The 16,704-nt window shown below is 62.6% G+C and carries 12 protein-coding genes and 1 tRNA gene; 12 read left to right on the forward strand and 1 reads right to left on the reverse strand.

Annotation, left to right across the window (positions count from 1 at the left end; genetic code table 11):
• Nucleotides 1-184 precede the first annotated feature (184 nt).
• From CN311_RS17250 to CN311_RS17305, 12 genes are all read left to right on the forward strand, one after another.
• On the forward strand, nucleotides 185-1,876 hold the full coding sequence (locus tag CN311_RS17250) for a COG3904 family protein (RefSeq protein ID WP_097574962.1): 1,692 nt from the start codon (nucleotides 185-187) through the stop codon (nucleotides 1,874-1,876).
• Nucleotides 1,877-1,965: 89 nt separating this feature from the next.
• Entirely contained in the window at nucleotides 1,966-2,445 is a 480-nt protein-coding gene (locus tag CN311_RS17255) for a group II truncated hemoglobin (RefSeq protein WP_097574963.1), read from the forward strand.
• A gap of 108 nt (nucleotides 2,446-2,553) precedes the next feature.
• Nucleotides 2,554-2,629 (forward strand) — tRNA-Trp (locus tag CN311_RS17260).
• 373 nt (nucleotides 2,630-3,002) lie between these two features.
• Nucleotides 3,003-3,206, forward strand: coding sequence for a preprotein translocase subunit SecE (gene secE, locus CN311_RS17265; protein ID WP_097574964.1), 204 nt, complete (start codon nucleotides 3,003-3,005; stop codon nucleotides 3,204-3,206).
• Nucleotides 3,207-3,233: 27 nt separating this feature from the next.
• Complete coding sequence (gene nusG / locus CN311_RS17270) at nucleotides 3,234-3,761, forward strand: transcription termination/antitermination protein NusG (protein WP_008875655.1); 528 nt, start codon at nucleotides 3,234-3,236, stop codon at nucleotides 3,759-3,761.
• Between the two features lie 174 nt (nucleotides 3,762-3,935).
• Entirely contained in the window at nucleotides 3,936-4,364 is a 429-nt protein-coding gene (gene rplK, locus CN311_RS17275) for a 50S ribosomal protein L11 (protein WP_006202140.1), read from the forward strand.
• A 4-nt stretch (nucleotides 4,365-4,368) separates the two neighbouring features.
• The gene (gene rplA / locus CN311_RS17280) at nucleotides 4,369-5,067 is read left to right on the forward strand and encodes a 50S ribosomal protein L1 (RefSeq protein WP_097574965.1); all 699 of its coding nucleotides are present in this window, start codon (nucleotides 4,369-4,371) and stop codon (nucleotides 5,065-5,067) included.
• Nucleotides 5,068-5,481: 414 nt separating this feature from the next.
• Nucleotides 5,482-6,000: a 50S ribosomal protein L10 gene (gene rplJ / locus CN311_RS17285; RefSeq protein ID WP_008875657.1), complete on the forward strand. Its 519-nt coding sequence runs from the start codon at nucleotides 5,482-5,484 to the stop codon at nucleotides 5,998-6,000.
• Between the two features lie 54 nt (nucleotides 6,001-6,054).
• On the forward strand, nucleotides 6,055-6,432 hold the full coding sequence (gene rplL / locus CN311_RS17290; RefSeq protein ID WP_008875658.1) for a 50S ribosomal protein L7/L12: 378 nt from the start codon (nucleotides 6,055-6,057) through the stop codon (nucleotides 6,430-6,432).
• 258 nt (nucleotides 6,433-6,690) lie between these two features.
• A complete protein-coding gene (rpoB, locus tag CN311_RS17295) occupies nucleotides 6,691-10,827 on the forward strand; it encodes a DNA-directed RNA polymerase subunit beta (protein WP_097574966.1) in 4,137 nt (1,378 codons plus the stop codon).
• A gap of 151 nt (nucleotides 10,828-10,978) precedes the next feature.
• A complete protein-coding gene (rpoC, locus tag CN311_RS17300; protein WP_097574968.1) occupies nucleotides 10,979-15,175 on the forward strand; it encodes a DNA-directed RNA polymerase subunit beta' in 4,197 nt (1,398 codons plus the stop codon).
• Nucleotides 15,176-15,255: 80 nt separating this feature from the next.
• The gene (locus tag CN311_RS17305; RefSeq protein WP_097574967.1) at nucleotides 15,256-15,921 is read left to right on the forward strand and encodes an O-methyltransferase; all 666 of its coding nucleotides are present in this window, start codon (nucleotides 15,256-15,258) and stop codon (nucleotides 15,919-15,921) included.
• 48 nt (nucleotides 15,922-15,969) lie between these two features.
• Here CN311_RS17305 and CN311_RS17310 read toward each other — a convergent pair.
• The coding region (locus CN311_RS17310; RefSeq protein WP_097574969.1) for a Gfo/Idh/MocA family protein at nucleotides 15,970-16,704 on the reverse strand (735 nt) is incomplete at its 5' end.

Raw genomic sequence — 16,704 nt, forward strand, 5'->3', positions numbered from 1 at the left:
TTAAAGAGTAATTGGCGCCGGCATTCGCCGGAATCCAAAACAGAAAGGGCGGTCCTCGGGCCGCCCTTTTTGCATTGTGGCCTTGCGTTACAGCCTCCTGGAAGCGGGCAAGCCGTCATTTCAAAACCTATTGCAAGCGCTGCAACCGCAACTAGTATAGGTTGCATCGAGGGGGCTTGCCCGAATGGGTTGGTGGCGTCGTTTGAATGGCCGGACATGGTGGTCGCTCAGGCTGATCTGCCTGGTGTCGTTCTGTGTCATCGGGCACGCCGCCTTTGCGGCGAAGACAAAGAAGCCCGTGCCCGATCTTGGTCCGACGATGCGGTTTGTCGTCGTCCGCAGCAATGCACCGGGTTGCGAGCCGACCTGCCCGGAATGGATATCGGCGGAGGGCACGATCGAAGCCGGCACGCCGGCTCTGCTCAAACGCACGCTCAAGGCGCTCCGCGGCCGAAAGCTGCCTGTCGTCGTGGATTCTCCCGGCGGCCATGTCGAGGCGGCGCTGGCGCTTGGCCGGTTGATCCGCAAGAACAAGCTCGATATCGCGGTTGGCAAGACTCGGTTCACCGGGTGTCAGCCGGATGCCAAGGACTGCAAGGAAAACGACGGCAAGGGCGCCCGCTATTTCGGCAATCCCTATGCCAACGGCGCCATCTGCAATTCAGCCTGCCCGTTGATGCTTGCCGGCGGCATCAGGCGCGTTGTCGGGCAGTGGGCCTATCTCGGCGTCCATCAGATCACCACGACCTATATCCGGACGAAATTGCAGTACCGAACCACGTACCGCGTGGTGAGAGGCAAGAAGAAGATCATCGACAAGAAGATCGTCAGCCGCAAGAACGCTGGCAGCTACAAGACCTACGAGATGAGCAAGGCGGTGGAGAAAAGGCTGGCGGCCTATCTCAAGCAAATGGGCGTCGGCCTCGGCGTGCTCGAAACGATGAAGAACACACCGGCCAGCGGCATCCAGCAACTGGCGCCGTACGATATGCTGCAGACGAAGCTTGTCACCAGCCTCGATTCCCTCGACCTCCTGACCACGCCGACCATATGCAGGGCTACTCCGGTGCCGGCGAATTGCCGGGAAATACCGGCGAACAGGGACGCGAAGCCGGCCGACGTTCCCATGGCCGAAGCCAAGCCCGATGTTCCTCCGTCGGGTGAGACCGTGCCGCCAAAGCAAGAGGCGGAGATGCGCTTCGCCCTCGTTCGCGGCAGCAACCCGCTGTGCAATCCCGATTGCCCGGAGTGGATCTCGGCGGAAGGCAAGATCACCGCCGGGACCCCTGACAGGCTGCGCCAGTTGCTCGATACAGTCGGTGGGCGAAGGTTGCCGGTGGTGATCAGCTCGCCGGGAGGCGACGTACTGGGGGCTCTTGCGGCTGGCCGGCTGATCAGGGAGCAAAAGCTCGACGTCGCCGTCGCCCGAACCGATTTCGTCGACTGTGATCCCGGGGCGGTGGGTTGCATCGCCAGGGATGGAGTCCATGCCGGGCTGGATGGCATCCATGCCGGGCTTACCATCGATTCAGGCAGCGAATGCGATGCGGCTTGTGCGATCATGGTCGCCGGCGGTGTCAGGCGCCTTGTCGGCCCCAGCGCGCGCCTCAGTGTTCAATCGTTGGGGCAAGCGCGGCAGGTTGAGGCCTATCTCGACGACATGGCGATTGGTCGGGATCTGTTCACCGCAATTCTGCGCAATTCAGTCCGGCACCAGCTCGAACCTGACACGATGCTGAAGCTCGGGCTGACGACGGGACGCCAATCGGTGGACGAGCTGACCGGCGCCACCATCTGCAGATCAGTGCCGAAGCCCGATAATTGCAGGGTCACGCCGTCGGCCAATGCCGAGGCCGCAATGCCCCCGAAACTGTAGCTTTGCCGGCCAAGCTGGCCATCGAGGCAGGTTGAGTTCGCCACGATCCTTCCGCTATCGTCCCGGCCGATCACAATCGAGGATCGGCGATGAACGAGAGCGTCCCGACATTGTTCGAATGGGCCGGCGGCACCGAGGCGCTGAACCGATTGACGCGGACTTTCTACGACAAGGTGTTTCAGGACTCCATCGTCGGTCCGGTGTTCAAGACCATGTCGCCCGATCATCCCGCCCATGTCGCCGCCTTCATCGGCGAGGTGTTTGGCGGGCCGAAGACCTATAGCGAAAAGCATGGCGGCCACCGCGAGATGGTCATGCACCATCTCGGCAAGCACCTGACCGAGGAACAGCGCCGCCGCTGGATCAACCTTCTCATCGATGCCGCCGATGAGGTGGGTCTGCCGGACGATCCGGAATTCCGCTCGGCTTTCATGGCTTATGTCGAATGGGGATCGCGGCTGGCCAAAATGAATTCCAACCTTGGCGAGACCTGCGATCCCGGGACCGAACCGATGCCGGCCTGGGGCTGGGGCGTGCCGGGCTGGCCCTACAGGCCGGGCGGCGAATAACGGGGCAGCCAGGGGTCCCTGTTTTCCACCGCCCATGCCCACACGCGGCTCTTTACAGAGCGCGCGGAAGCTTTTAGGAAGCGCCTGCTGCGCCGACATGCGCACGATACGGGCATAGCTCAGTTGGTAGAGCGGCGGTCTCCAAAACCGCAGGTCGTAGGTTCGAGCCCTGCTGCCCGTGCCATTTCTGCGAAATGGCGATTTCTCGGAAGAAGCCTGGTTTCCAGGAACCGGCCTTTGAAAATCGGCCGATGACTTGCCATATAGGCTGAGTTGAGGCATAAGAACCCCATAGCCGGGACGGGACGACTGGATGGTTCCGAGGCGGCGTTTGGTCATAAAGCGGACACTTGCCACTTGCGTGGATCAAGAATCGGTTTTATGTAGACGAAACAGACACGCGACGCGTGGAGCTGGGAAGCCGGCTTTACGCGTCCGATTTGCATGGGCGAAATGATTGCGCTGATTCGGCGCGGCCATGAGGTTCAGGCGGCACGTCCCGGCCAGCGGGATCATCCAGGAGACCCGGTCAACGGGTCTTGAAGACAGAGCGGCACATGGCTTCGAAAACCACAAATCCTTTCGTCTTTCTCCAGCAGGTTCGCTCGGAGACCGCCAAGGTGACTTGGCCGTCGCGCCGCGAAACGATGATCTCGACGGTGATGGTCCTGGCGTTCGCTCTGATCGCGATGATCTTTTTCTTCACCGCCGATCAGATCATGGGTATCGCGGTCGAGCAGATTCTGGGCATTGGACGCTAAGTCCGGCGATTACGGAGAAGTCTTGAGATGACTGCGCGGTGGTACATCGTCCACGCCTATTCGAACTTTGAAAAGAAGGTCGCCGAGGATATCGAGAACAAGGCCAAGCAGAAGGGCCTGTCCGCCGACATCGAGCAGATCGTGGTGCCGACCGAGAAGGTCGTCGAGATCCGCCGCGGCCGCAAGGTCGATGCCGAGCGCAAGTTCTTCCCGGGCTATGTGCTGCTGAAGGCCAATCTGACCGATGCGATCTTCTCGCTGGTGAAGAACACGCCGAAGGTCACCGGCTTCCTGGGCGACTCCAAGCCGGTGCCGATCACCGAAGCCGAGGCCCAGCGCATCCTGAACCAGGTACAGGAAGGCGTCGAGCGGCCCAAGCCCTCGGTCACCTTCGAGATCGGCGAGGCGATCCGCGTTTCGGACGGTCCGTTCGCCTCGTTCAACGGTTTCGTCCAGGAAGTGGACGAGGAGCGGGCGCGGCTCAAGGTGGAAGTTTCGATCTTCGGGCGCGCTGTGCCCGTCGATCTCGAATTCGGACAGGTCGAGAAGGGCTGATCCGAAATCCTCGCCGCCGGTTGGCGGCAAGGAGGCGGCGCGGAAAAAACGCGCGGCCTGAACGGGTGGAAGGCGAATGCGGCTTTAGCCGGCCGCAGGAGCCGCACCACCAGACTGCAATCGCCGGTGTTTCCCCGATAGTGGGGCCGGCATGAGACAAAGGCAGGAATAGAGATGGCTAAGAAAGTTGCAGGCCAGCTCAAGCTCCAGGTTGCCGCGGGCTCGGCTACGCCGTCGCCCCCGATCGGCCCGGCGCTTGGTCAGCGCGGCATCAACATTATGGAGTTCTGCAAGGCGTTCAACGCGCAGACCCAGGAAATGGAAAAAGGCTCGCCGATCCCGGTCGTCATCACCTACTACCAGGACAAGTCGTTCACCTTCGTCATGAAGACGCCGCCGGTGAGCTACTTCCTGAAGAAGGCAGCGAACCTGAAGTCGGGCTCGAAGGAGCCGGGCAAGGTCAAGGCCGGCACGATCGGCCGCGACAAGGTGCGCGCCATCGCCGAGCAGAAGATGAAGGATTTGAACGCCAACGACGTCGAGGCGGCCATGCGCATGGTCGAGGGCTCCGCCCGCTCGATGGGCCTGGAAGTGGTGGGCTGAGATCATGGCAAAGATTGCAAAACGCGTATCGAAGACCCGCGAAGGCATCGATCCCAACAAGGCTTACGCGCTGGGTGAAGCGCTGAAGCTGCTCAAGGATCGTTCCTCGGTGAAGTTCGACGAGACCATCGAAGTCGCCATGAACCTCGGCGTCGACCCGCGCCATGCCGACCAGATGGTCCGTGGCGTGGTCAATTTGCCGAACGGCACCGGCCGCTCGGTCCGCGTCGCCGTGTTCGCACGTGGCGACAAGGCCGAGGAAGCCAAGGCTGCCGGCGCTGATATCGTTGGCGCCGAGGATCTGGTCGAGATCGTCCAGAAGGGCACGATCGACTTCGATCGCTGCATCGCCACGCCGGACATGATGCCGCTGGTCGGTCGTCTGGGCAAGGTGCTCGGCCCGCGCGGCATGATGCCGAACCCCAAGGTCGGCACCGTCACCACCGACGTGGCCGCCGCCGTCAAGGCATCGAAGGGCGGCGCCGTCGAGTTCCGCGTCGAGAAGGCCGGCATCGTCCATGCCGGCGTCGGCAAGGTCTCGTTCGACGTGACGGCGCTGGAAGAGAACGTCCGCGCCTTCGCCGACGCGGTGACCAAGGCAAAGCCGGCTGGCGCCAAGGGCAACTACGTCAAGAAGGTGTCGGTCACCTCGACGATGGGCCCGGGCCTCAAGCTCGACGTCTCGACGCTCGCGGCGTCCTGATACGAATTACCCGGATCGGCCGCTAACGGGCTGATCCGAAAAAGAATTCCGGGCCTCCGACCTGTCGGCGACCCGGTACCGGAAGTCGAAAGGCTTCCGGACATCCTGTCCGAGATTGCAGGCGGCCCGAGCCTTGGTTTGAAAAGGGGGGCCTTAATTCATGCGGGCCTGCATGAGACGGGTGAAGACCGGACAACGGAGCCGCAAGCTCCAATGAAAGGTTCGAACCGTGTTTGCCTTTTGTCTGCGCATCATTCGGCTTGCCGGCTGGTGTGGCGAAAGGGGGCAGGATCCTCGAGCGTCGTTCGGGAGATCCGTTACTGGATGGCCCGGCCGGCAAAAGGCAACCCGACGCCTGTCCTCGTGAATGGGAATGTTCCCATTGAAAGGGCAGGGGTCAACTGGAGATAGGCAGTGGACAGAGCGGAAAAACGCGAACTCGTCACGGGCCTGAATGATGCGTTTTCAAGCGCTGGTTCAGTCGTCGTGGCCCACTACGCCGGTATCACCGTCGCGCAAATGAACGACCTTCGGTCGAAAATGCGCGCCGCCGGTGGCACCGTCAAAGTCGCGAAGAACCGTCTCGCCAAAATCGCTCTTCAGGGCACGGACTCCGCATCGATCATCGAGCTGTTCAAGGGACAGACGCTGATCGCTTATTCGGAGGATCCGATTGCGGCGCCGAAGGTCGCGTCCGATTTCGCCAAGGGAAATGACAAGCTCGTCATTCTCGGCGGCGCAATGGGCACCACCTCGCTCAACGCCGACGGTGTGAAGGCACTCGCCACACTTCCGTCGCTCGATGAGCTGCGCGCCAGGCTGGTTGGCATGATCGCCACGCCGGCTACCCGGATCGCCCAGATCGTCAATGCGCCAGCGGCTTCGGTCGCGCGCGTCATCGGCGCTTACGCCCGGAAGGACGAGGCGGCATGAGGCCGTTCCTCGCTATCACAAACACACGTTCGAACCTTATGAAGGAACATTCAAATGGCTGATCTGGCAAAGATCGTAGACGACCTTTCGAAGCTGACCGTCCTCGAGGCGGCCGAGCTGTCGAAGCTTCTGGAAGAAAAGTGGGGCGTTTCCGCCGCTGCTCCGGTGGCGGTTGCCGCCGCTGGCGGCGCTGCGGCCGCTGCTGCTCCGGCCGAGGAAAAGACGGAATTCGACGTCGTCCTCACCGAGGCGGGCGCTCAGAAGATCAACGTCATCAAGGAAGTCCGCGCCATCACCGGTCTTGGCCTCAAGGAAGCCAAGGACCTGGTCGAGGCGGCTCCGAAGCCGGTCAAGGAAGGCGTTTCCAAGGCCGACGCGGACAAGTTCAAGGCGCAGCTCGAAGCAGCCGGCGCCAAGGTCGACTTGAAGTAAGCGTTGTCTAAAGCGGCGGGCGGCCTCGCGCCGTCCGCCACTCCCTTCGTGTGAAGGGAGGCCTGAGTTACGCGAGACGTACGAAAACCTCTTTCCTGAGGGCCTTGAAACCGGCCTTCAGGAAACGGGTTTTCTCCCGTTCTAGCCGACCGCCAACAGGCGGCCGGAGAACTGATTGAAAGGCCGCCGCCGAGGCGGCCGCGAATGCAAGGCGAACCGCGGCGAGGTTCGTCCCGAGTTTAGAGCTAAGGAGCGACGATGGCCCAGACCCAGACTTTCAATGGCCGCAGACGCGTACGCAAGTTCTTCGGAAAGATCCCGGAAGTTGCGGAGATGCCGAACCTGATCGAGGTTCAAAAGGCATCCTATGACCAGTTCCTGATGGTGGACGAGCCCAAGGGCGGGCGTCCTGACGAGGGACTGCAGGCCGTTTTCAAGTCGGTCTTCCCGATCTCCGATTTTTCCGGCTCCTCGATGCTGGAGTTCGTGAAGTACGAGTTCGAAGGACCGAAATTCGACGTTGACGAATGCCGTCAGCGCGACCTGACCTATGCCGCGCCGCTGAAGGTGACGCTGCGCCTCATCGTGTTCGATATCGACGAGGATACCGGCGCCAAGTCGATCAAGGACATCAAGGAGCAGGACGTTTACATGGGCGATATGCCGCTCATGACCTTGAACGGCACCTTCATCGTCAACGGCACCGAGCGCGTCATCGTCTCGCAGATGCACCGTTCGCCGGGCGTCTTCTTCGACCATGACAAGGGCAAGTCGCATTCGTCCGGCAAGCTGCTGTTTGCCGCCCGCGTCATCCCCTATCGCGGCTCGTGGCTCGACATCGAGTTCGATTCGAAGGACGTCGTGCACGCACGCATCGACCGCCGCCGCAAGATTCCGGTGACGTCGCTGCTGATGGCGCTCGGCATGGACGGCGAGGAGATCCTGTCGACCTTCTACAACAAGATCACCTACAAGCGCGCCGGCGACCACTGGCGCATTCCCTTCAATGTCGAGCGTTTCCGCGGCCTCAAGGCCGTCGGTGACCTGGTCGATGCCGACACCGGCGAAGTCGTCGTCGAGGCCGGCAAGAAGATCACCGCACGCCAGGCCAGGGCGCTGGGCGAAAAAGGTCTCAAGGCGATCAAGGCGACCGACGAGGATCTGCTCGGCAACTACCTTGCCGAGGACATCGTCAACTACGCCACCGGCGAGATTTTCCTCGAAGCCGGCGACGAGATCGACGACAAGACGCTGAAGGTGCTGCTCGGCACCGGCGAGGACGAGATCAAGGTTCTCGACATCGACCATGTCAATGTCGGCGCCTATATCCGCAACACGCTCAACGTCGACAAGAACGAGGGCCGCCAGGACGCGCTGTTCGACATCTACCGCGTCATGCGTCCCGGCGAGCCGCCGACGCTCGAGACCGCCGAAGCCATGTTCAACTCGCTGTTCTTCGACAGCGAGCGCTATGATCTGTCGGCCGTCGGCCGCGTCAAGATGAACATGCGCCTCGAGCTCAAGGCCGAGGACACCGTGCGCGTGCTGCGCAAGGACGACATCCTGGCCGTGGTCAAGACGCTGGTCGAACTGCGCGACGGCAAGGGCGAGATCGACGACATCGACAATCTCGGCAACCGCCGCGTGCGCTCGGTCGGCGAGCTGATGGAAAACCAGTACCGCGTCGGCCTGCTGCGCATGGAGCGCGCGATCAAGGAGCGTATGTCCTCGATCGAGATCGACACGGTCATGCCGCAGGATCTGATCAACGCCAAGCCGGCGGCCGCCGCCGTGCGCGAGTTCTTCGGCTCCTCGCAGCTGTCGCAGTTCATGGATCAGACCAACCCGCTGTCGGAGATTACCCACAAGCGCCGCCTTTCGGCGCTTGGACCGGGCGGTCTGACCCGCGAGCGCGCCGGCTTCGAGGTGCGCGACGTGCACCCGACGCATTACGGCCGCATCTGCCCGATCGAAACGCCGGAAGGCCCGAATATCGGTCTGATCAACTCGCTGGCCACGTTTGCGCGTGTCAACAAGTATGGTTTCATCGAGAGCCCGTACCGCAAGATCGTCAACGGCAAGCTGACCAATGAAGTCGTCTATCTCTCGGCGATGGAAGAGGCCAAGCACCACGTCGCGCAGGCCAATGCCGAGCTCGACAAGAACGGTGGTTTCGTCGACGAATTCGTCATTTGCCGTAACGCCGGCGAAGTGATGATGGCGCCGCGCGAAAACGTCGACCTGATGGACGTTTCGCCCAAGCAGATGGTGTCGGTGGCCGCTGCACTGATCCCGTTCCTCGAGAACGACGACGCCAACCGCGCGCTGATGGGCTCGAACATGCAGCGTCAGGCCGTGCCGCTGGTGCGCGCCGAGGCGCCGTTCGTCGGCACCGGCATGGAACCGATCGTCGCCCGTGACTCGGGTGCCGCCATCGGCGCTCGTCGCGGCGGCGTCGTCGACCAGGTGGACGCGACGCGTATCGTCATCCGCGCCACGGAAGATCTCGATCCCGGCAAGTCCGGCGTCGACATCTACCGGCTGATGAAGTTCCAGCGTTCGAACCAGAACACCTGCATCAACCAGCGTCCGCTGGTGCGCATGGGTGATCGGGTCAACAAGGGCGACATCATCGCCGACGGCCCCTCGACGGAGCTCGGCGATCTGGCGCTCGGCCGCAACGTGCTGGTCGCGTTCATGCCGTGGAACGGCTACAACTACGAGGACTCGATCCTCTTGTCCGAGCGCATCGTCGCCGACGACGTCTTCACCTCGATCCACATCGAGGAGTTCGAGGTCATGGCGCGCGACACCAAGCTCGGCCCGGAGGAAATCACGCGCGACATCCCGAACGTCTCGGAAGAAGCGCTGAAGAACCTCGACGAAGCCGGCATCGTCTATATCGGCGCGGAAGTGCAGCCGGGCGACATCCTGGTCGGCAAGATCACGCCGAAGGGCGAAAGCCCGATGACGCCGGAAGAAAAGCTGCTGCGCGCCATCTTCGGCGAAAAGGCCTCCGATGTGCGCGACACCTCCATGCGCATGCCTCCGGGCACATTCGGCACCGTCGTCGAAGTGCGCGTCTTCAACCGTCACGGCGTCGAGAAGGACGAGCGCGCCATGGCGATCGAGCGCGAGGAGATCGAACGCCTCGCCAAGGACCGCGACGACGAGCAGGCGATCCTCGATCGCAACGTCTATTCGCGCCTTTCCGACGTTCTCGTCGGCAAGGAAGCGATTGCCGGGCCGAAGGGGTTCAAGAAGGGCTCGAAGCTGTCGAAGGACACGCTCGACGAGTATCCGCGTTCGCAGTGGTGGCAGTTTGCCGTGGAGAACGAAAAGCTCCAGAGCGAACTGGAAGCGCTGCGTGGCCAGTACGACGATTCCAAGAAGGCGCTCGAACAGCGCTTCATGGACAAGGTCGAGAAGGTCCAGCGCGGCGACGAAATGCCTCCGGGCGTCATGAAGATGGTCAAGGTCTTCGTGGCCGTGAAGCGCAAGATGCAGCCCGGCGACAAGATGGCCGGCCGGCACGGCAACAAGGGTGTCGTGTCGCGCATCGTTCCGGTCGAGGACATGCCTTTCCTCGAGGACGGCACGCATGCCGATATCGTGCTCAACCCGCTGGGTGTGCCGAGCCGCATGAATGTCGGCCAGATCCTGGAAACGCATCTGGGTTGGGCTTGCGCCGGAATGGGCAGGAAGATCGGAGAGCTGATCGACGCGTACAAGACAGGCGGCGACATCAAGCCGCTGCGCAAGACGCTCGAGAGCTTCATGCCGGCCAACGACCGCAACGAGCCGATCCGCGACTATGACGACGACAGCGTCGTTCGCCTCAGCGAACAGATGCGCCGCGGCGTCTCCATCGCGACACCAGTGTTCGACGGCGCGCACGAGGCTGACATCAACATCATGCTGGAGCAGGCGGGCCTGCACACCAGCGGTCAGTCGCAGCTCTATGACGGACGCACCGGCGAGCCGTTCGATCGCAAGGTGACGATGGGCTACATATATATGCTCAAGCTTCACCACCTTGTGGACGACAAGATCCACGCGCGTTCGATCGGGCCGTACTCGCTCGTTACCCAGCAGCCGCTGGGCGGCAAGGCGCAGTTCGGCGGCCAGCGCTTCGGCGAAATGGAGGTCTGGGCGCTTGAGGCATACGGCGCCGCCTACACGCTGCAGGAGATGCTGACGGTGAAGTCGGACGACGTCGCCGGCCGCACCAAGGTCTATGAGGCGATCGTCAGGGGCGACGACACGTTCGAGGCCGGCATTCCGGAGAGCTTCAACGTTCTGGTCAAGGAAATGCGGTCTCTCGGCCTCAATGTTGAGCTAGAAAACACCAAGCTCGACGACAACCCTGTCCGGTTGCCCGATGCTGCCGAATAGAGGCGCGGCCGAGTAAACAAGACATCCGGTCGCGGGGGATGGCTCTCGCGACCGGGTGCAGAAATTTTCGGCCGGTGGGCCGACCACTCAGCGGGCATTCGGCTCGCGTTAGATGCAAGGGGTTTTCGAGGACCCCGAAAAGGAGAACGGCATGAACCAAGAGGTCATGAATCTCTTCAATCCCCAGGCGCCGGCGCAGGTGTTCGATTCCATCCGGATTTCGCTCGCCAGCCCTGAGAAGATTCTGTCCTGGTCATTCGGCGAGATCAAGAAGCCGGAGACCATCAACTACCGCACCTTCAAGCCGGAGCGCGACGGCCTGTTCTGCGCGCGCATTTTCGGCCCGATCAAGGACTATGAGTGCCTGTGCGGCAAGTACAAGCGCATGAAGTACAAGGGCGTCATCTGCGAGAAGTGCGGCGTCGAAGTCACGCTGTCGCGCGTCCGCCGCGAGCGCATGGGCCATATCGAGCTCGCCGCGCCCGTCGCCCATATCTGGTTCCTGAAGTCGCTGCCCTCGCGCATCGGCACGCTGCTCGACATGACGCTGAAGGACATCGAGCGCGTCCTCTACTTCGAGAACTACATCGTCACCGAGCCCGGTCTGACCGCGCTGAAGGAGCACCAGCTCCTCAGCGAGGAAGAGTACATGATCGCCGTCGACGAATATGGCGAGGATAGCTTCACCGCCATGATCGGCGCCGAGGCCATCCACGACCTGCTGGCCGGCATGGACCTGGAGAAGATCGCCGGCGACCTGCGTTCGGAGCTGGCTTCGACCACCTCCGAACTGAAGCAGAAGAAGTATCTGAAGCGGCTCAAGGTCGTCGAGAACTTCATGGAGTCCGGCAACCGTCCGGAATGGATGATCATGAAGGTGGTCCCGGTGATCCCGCCGGACCTGCGCCCGCTGGTTCCTCTGGATGGTGGACGTTTCGCCACGTCCGACCTCAACGATCTCTATCGTCGCGTTATCAACCGCAACAACCGCCTGAAGCGGCTGATCGAGCTGCGCGCCCCCGGCATCATCGTGCGCAATGAAAAGCGCATGCTGCAGGAAGCCGTCGATGCGCTGTTCGACAATGGCCGCCGCGGCCGCGTCATCACCGGCGCCAACAAGCGTCCGCTGAAGTCGCTGTCCGACATGCTCAAGGGCAAGCAGGGCCGGTTCCGCCAGAACCTGCTCGGCAAGCGCGTCGACTATTCCGGCCGCTCGGTCATCGTCACCGGTCCGGAGCTCAAGCTGCACCAGTGCGGCCTGCCGAAGAAAATGGCGCTCGAACTGTTCAAGCCCTTCATCTATGCCCGCCTCGACGCCAAGGGTTACTCCTCGACCGTCAAGCAGGCCAAGAAGCTGGTCGAGAAGGAGCGCCCAGAGGTCTGGGATATCCTCGACGAGGTCATCCGCGAGCATCCGGTGCTGTTGAACCGCGCACCGACGCTGCACCGCCTCGGCATCCAGGCGTTCGAGCCGATCCTGATCGAAGGCAAGGCGATCCAGCTTCACCCGCTGGTCTGCACGGCCTTCAACGCCGACTTCGACGGCGACCAGATGGCGGTTCACGTGCCGCTGTCGCTGGAAGCGCAATTGGAAGCCCGCGTGCTGATGATGTCGACCAACAACATCCTGCACCCGGCTTCCGGCGCGCCGATCATCGTGCCGTCGCAGGACATGGTTCTGGGCCTCTACTATCTGTCGATCGTCAACCAGAACGAGCCGGGCGAGGGCATGGTGTTTGCCGATATGGGCGAGCTCCAGCATGCGCTCGAGACCAAGGCGGTGACGCTGCATTCCAAGATCAAGGGTCGTTTCCGCACGGTAGACGCCGAAGGCAATGTCGTGTCGAAGATCCATGACACCACGCCTGGCCGCATGATCATCGGCGAACTTCTGCCGAAGAACGTCAACGTGCCTTACGAGACCGCCAACCAGGAGATGACCAAGAAGAACATCTCCAAGATGATCGACACCGTCTACCGCCATTGCGGTCAGAAGGAGACGGTCATTTTCTGCGACCGCATCATGGCGCTCGGCTTCAGCCATGCCTGCCGCGCCGGCATCTCGTTCGGCAAGGACGACATGCTGATCCCGGACGCCAAGATCAAGCTGGTCTCCGACACCGAGGCCTTGGCCAAGGAATACGAGCAGCAGTACAATGACGGCCTGATCACGCAGGGCGAGAAGTACAACAAGGTCGTCGACGCCTGGGCCAAGTGCTCGGAAAAGGTCGCCGACGAGATGATGGCCCGCATCAAGGCGGTCGAGTTCGAGGACAATGGCCGTCAAAAGCCGATGAACTCGATCTACATGATGTCGCACTCCGGTGCGCGCGGTTCGCCCACCCAGATGCGCCAGCTCGCCGGCATGCGCGGCCTGATGGCCAAGCCGTCGGGTGAAATCATCGAGACGCCGATCATCTCGAACTTCAAGGAAGGCCTGACCGTGCTCGAGTACTTCAACTCGACCCACGGCGCCCGCAAGGGACTGGCCGACACCGCGTTGAAGACGGCGAACTCGGGCTACCTCACCCGTCGTCTGGTCGACGTGGCGCAGGACTGCATCGTCAACTCGCTCGACTGCGGCACCGACAAGGGCCTCACCATGCAGCCGATCGTCGATGCAGGCCAGGTCGTCGCTTCGGTCGGCCAGCGCGTGCTGGGCCGTACGTCGCTCGACGACATCACCCATCCGGTGTCGGGCGAGGTTCTGGTCAAGGCCGGAACGCTGATGGACGAACGCGACGTTGAGCAGATCGAAAAGGCCGGCGTCCAGTCGGTCCGCATCCGCTCGGCGCTGACCTGCGAGGTCAGGGTCGGCGTCTGCGCCGTCTGCTACGGACGCGATCTGGCCCGCGGCACCCCGGTCAACCAGGGCGAAGCCGTCGGCGTCATCGCGGCGCAGTCGATCGGCGAGCCGGGCACCCAGCTTACCATGCGTACCTTCCACATGGGCGGCACGGCGCAGGTGGTGGATAGCTCGTTCCTTGAAGCCTCGTATGAGGGCAAGGTCGAGATCCGCAACCGCAACGTGGTGCGCAACTCCGACGGCCAGCAGATGGTCATGGGCCGCAACATGGCGGTGCTGATCCTCGACGAGGCCGGCAAGGAGCGCGCCACGCACCGCGTCACCTATGGTTCGCGCATCTTCGTGGACGATGGCGACAAGGTGAAGCGCGGCCAGCGCATCGCCGAGTGGGATCCCTATACCCGCCCGATCCTCACCGAGATCGAGGGCAAGGTGGCGTTCGAGGATCTGGTCGACGGCATTTCCGTTCAGGAAACGGCCGACGAATCGACTGGCATCACCAAGCGCGAGGTCATCGACTGGCGTTCGACGCCACGCGGCAACGACTTGAAGCCGGCGATCGTCGTCCAGGATGCCAAGGGCAAGGTCGGCAAGCTGTCGAAGGGCGGCGACGCCCGCTTCCTGCTCTCGGTCGAGGCCATTCTTTCGGTCGAGCCGGGCGCGCATGTGAAGCCGGGCGACGTGCTGGCGCGTATCCCGATGGAAAGCGCCAAGACCAAGGACATCACCGGCGGTCTGCCGCGTGTTGCCGAGCTGTTCGAGGCACGCCGTCCGAAGGATCACGCCATCATCGCCGAGATCGACGGCACGATCCGCTTCGGCCGCGACTACAAGAACAAGCGCCGCATCATCATCGAGCCGCATGACTCGACGCTTGAGCCGGTCGAATACCTGATCCCGAAGGGCAAGCCGTTCCATCTCCAGGACGGCGACGTCATCGAGAAGGGCGACTACATCCTCGACGGCAATCCGGCGCCGCACGACATCCTGGCGATCAAGGGCGTGGAGGCGCTTGCCTCATACCTCGTCAACGAGATCCAGGAAGTCTATCGCCTGCAGGGCGTGTCGATCAACGACAAGCACATCGAGGTGATCGTTCGCCAGATGCTGCAGAAGGTCGAGATCACCACGCAGGGCGATTCGACCTACATCCCGGGCGACCACGTCGACGTGATCGAGCTGGAAGAGGTCAACGAGCGGCTGATCGAGGACGGCAAGAAGCCGGCCGAAGGCCAGCCGGTGCTGCTCGGCATCACCAAGGCCTCGCTGCAGACGCCGTCCTTCATCTCGGCCGCCTCCTTCCAGGAGACGACCAGGGTGCTCACCGAAGCGGCGGTTGCCGGCAAGACCGACATGCTGCAGGGCCTTAAGGAAAACGTCATCGTCGGCCGGCTGATCCCGGCCGGCACCGGCGGCACGATGAGCGCGATCCGGCGCATCGCCACCTCGCGCGACGAGCTGATCATCGACGAGCGCCGCAAGGCGTCGGGCGTCGAGGTCGCCGAGCCGATGCTGACCGACATGGTCACCGCCGCGCAGTAAGCGCGGGATGAAAGAGAAGATGAAAAGGGGCCCAAGCGGCCCCTTTTCGCATTTTAGCTCTCCAAAGGATCGAGAAGAACATGAGCAGGAAGATTTGGACTGATGTCGACGACTACATCGTTTCCTCTCTCTTCGAAGCGGATCCCGTGCTTGACGCGGTGCTCGCGGCAAACCGAGACCAGGGTCTGCCGGCCATCGACGTCTCGGCCGCGCAAGGCAAGCTGTTGTCGCTGCTGGTGCGCATAGGCGGCGCGAAGAAGGTGCTGGAGATCGGCACGCTTGGCGGCTACTCGACCATCTGGATGGCAAGGGGATTGCCCGCCGACGGCAAGATCGCGACCCTCGAACTCGACCCGCATCATGCCAGGGTCGCGCGGTCGAACTTCGAGCGGGCAGGGGTCTCGGACCGGGTAGACCTACGCACCGGTCCGGCGCTTCAGTCGCTCGCCGCGTTGGGCAGGGAAAACGCCGGTCCGTTCGACCTGATCTTCATCGACGCCGATAAGCCGAACAACCCGAATTATCTGTCCTGGGCCATGCGGCTGTCGCGGCCGGGAACCGTCATCATCTGCGACAATGTCATCCGTGACGGCGCGGTGCTGGATGAGGATGGCCGTGACGTCAACGTCGAAGGCGCACGCGCGGCGTTCTCGTTCATCGGCGGCGACAAGCGCCTGGACGGCACTGCCATCCAGACAGTCGGCGCCAAAGGCTATGACGGATTTGCGATAGCGATCGTCAATTGAACTTGTGCGGTGAGCGGCCGGACCTGCGATCCGGCCGACGCCCACTGATCAGTCGAAAAACGCCTCGACCACATTGCGCTTGCCGAGCATGAAGGCGTCGGCGACATGCTGGAGCGGGGCGAGGTCGACGTCCGAGGTGCCGGCGCGCACGATCTCGGCAAAGCGCTGGTAGAGCATCGGATACTCGGCCTCCGGCTCGTCATGGATCACCTTGCCGTCGACGACGAGCTTCGTGCCGCCGCCGGAAAGCACCATCTGGCCCTTGTCGGTCTCGGCAACGATATCCCAGCTTTGCGGGCCGGTCTGCAGCCAGTCGAGTTCCATCGTCACCGGCAATCCATCAGAGGTGCGGAAGGCGACATGTGCCGCGACCGGCGACGCGCGGTTTTCGGGAAAATCCAGAACCGCCGAGGTGATGAACATCGCCGGCAGGATATGGGTCGCAATAGACAGCGCATTGATGCCGGGATCGAAGACGCCGAAGCCGCCCGGCGCCCAGATCCATTCCTGGTTCGGGTGCCAGCGGCGCACGTCTTCCTTCCAGTTGATGGCGGCCGATTTGATCTTGGCCGAGCCGAGGAATGCGCGTGCGGCCTCGACCGCCGGCGCATAGCGCGAGTGCCAGCTGGCGAACAGCGACACGCCGTTTGCCGCCGCCAGAGTCTTGAGGTCTTCGACCTCGCTGACCGTGGCGCCGGGCGGCTTCTCCAGAAAGACATGCTTCTTCGCCGCCAGCGCCGTTCGCGCCGCGTCGTAGCGGTATTGTGGCGGCATGCACAGCGA

It is taken from the genome of Mesorhizobium sanjuanii, assembly GCF_002529485.1.
Lineage (GTDB): Bacteria > Pseudomonadota > Alphaproteobacteria > Rhizobiales > Rhizobiaceae > Mesorhizobium > Mesorhizobium sanjuanii.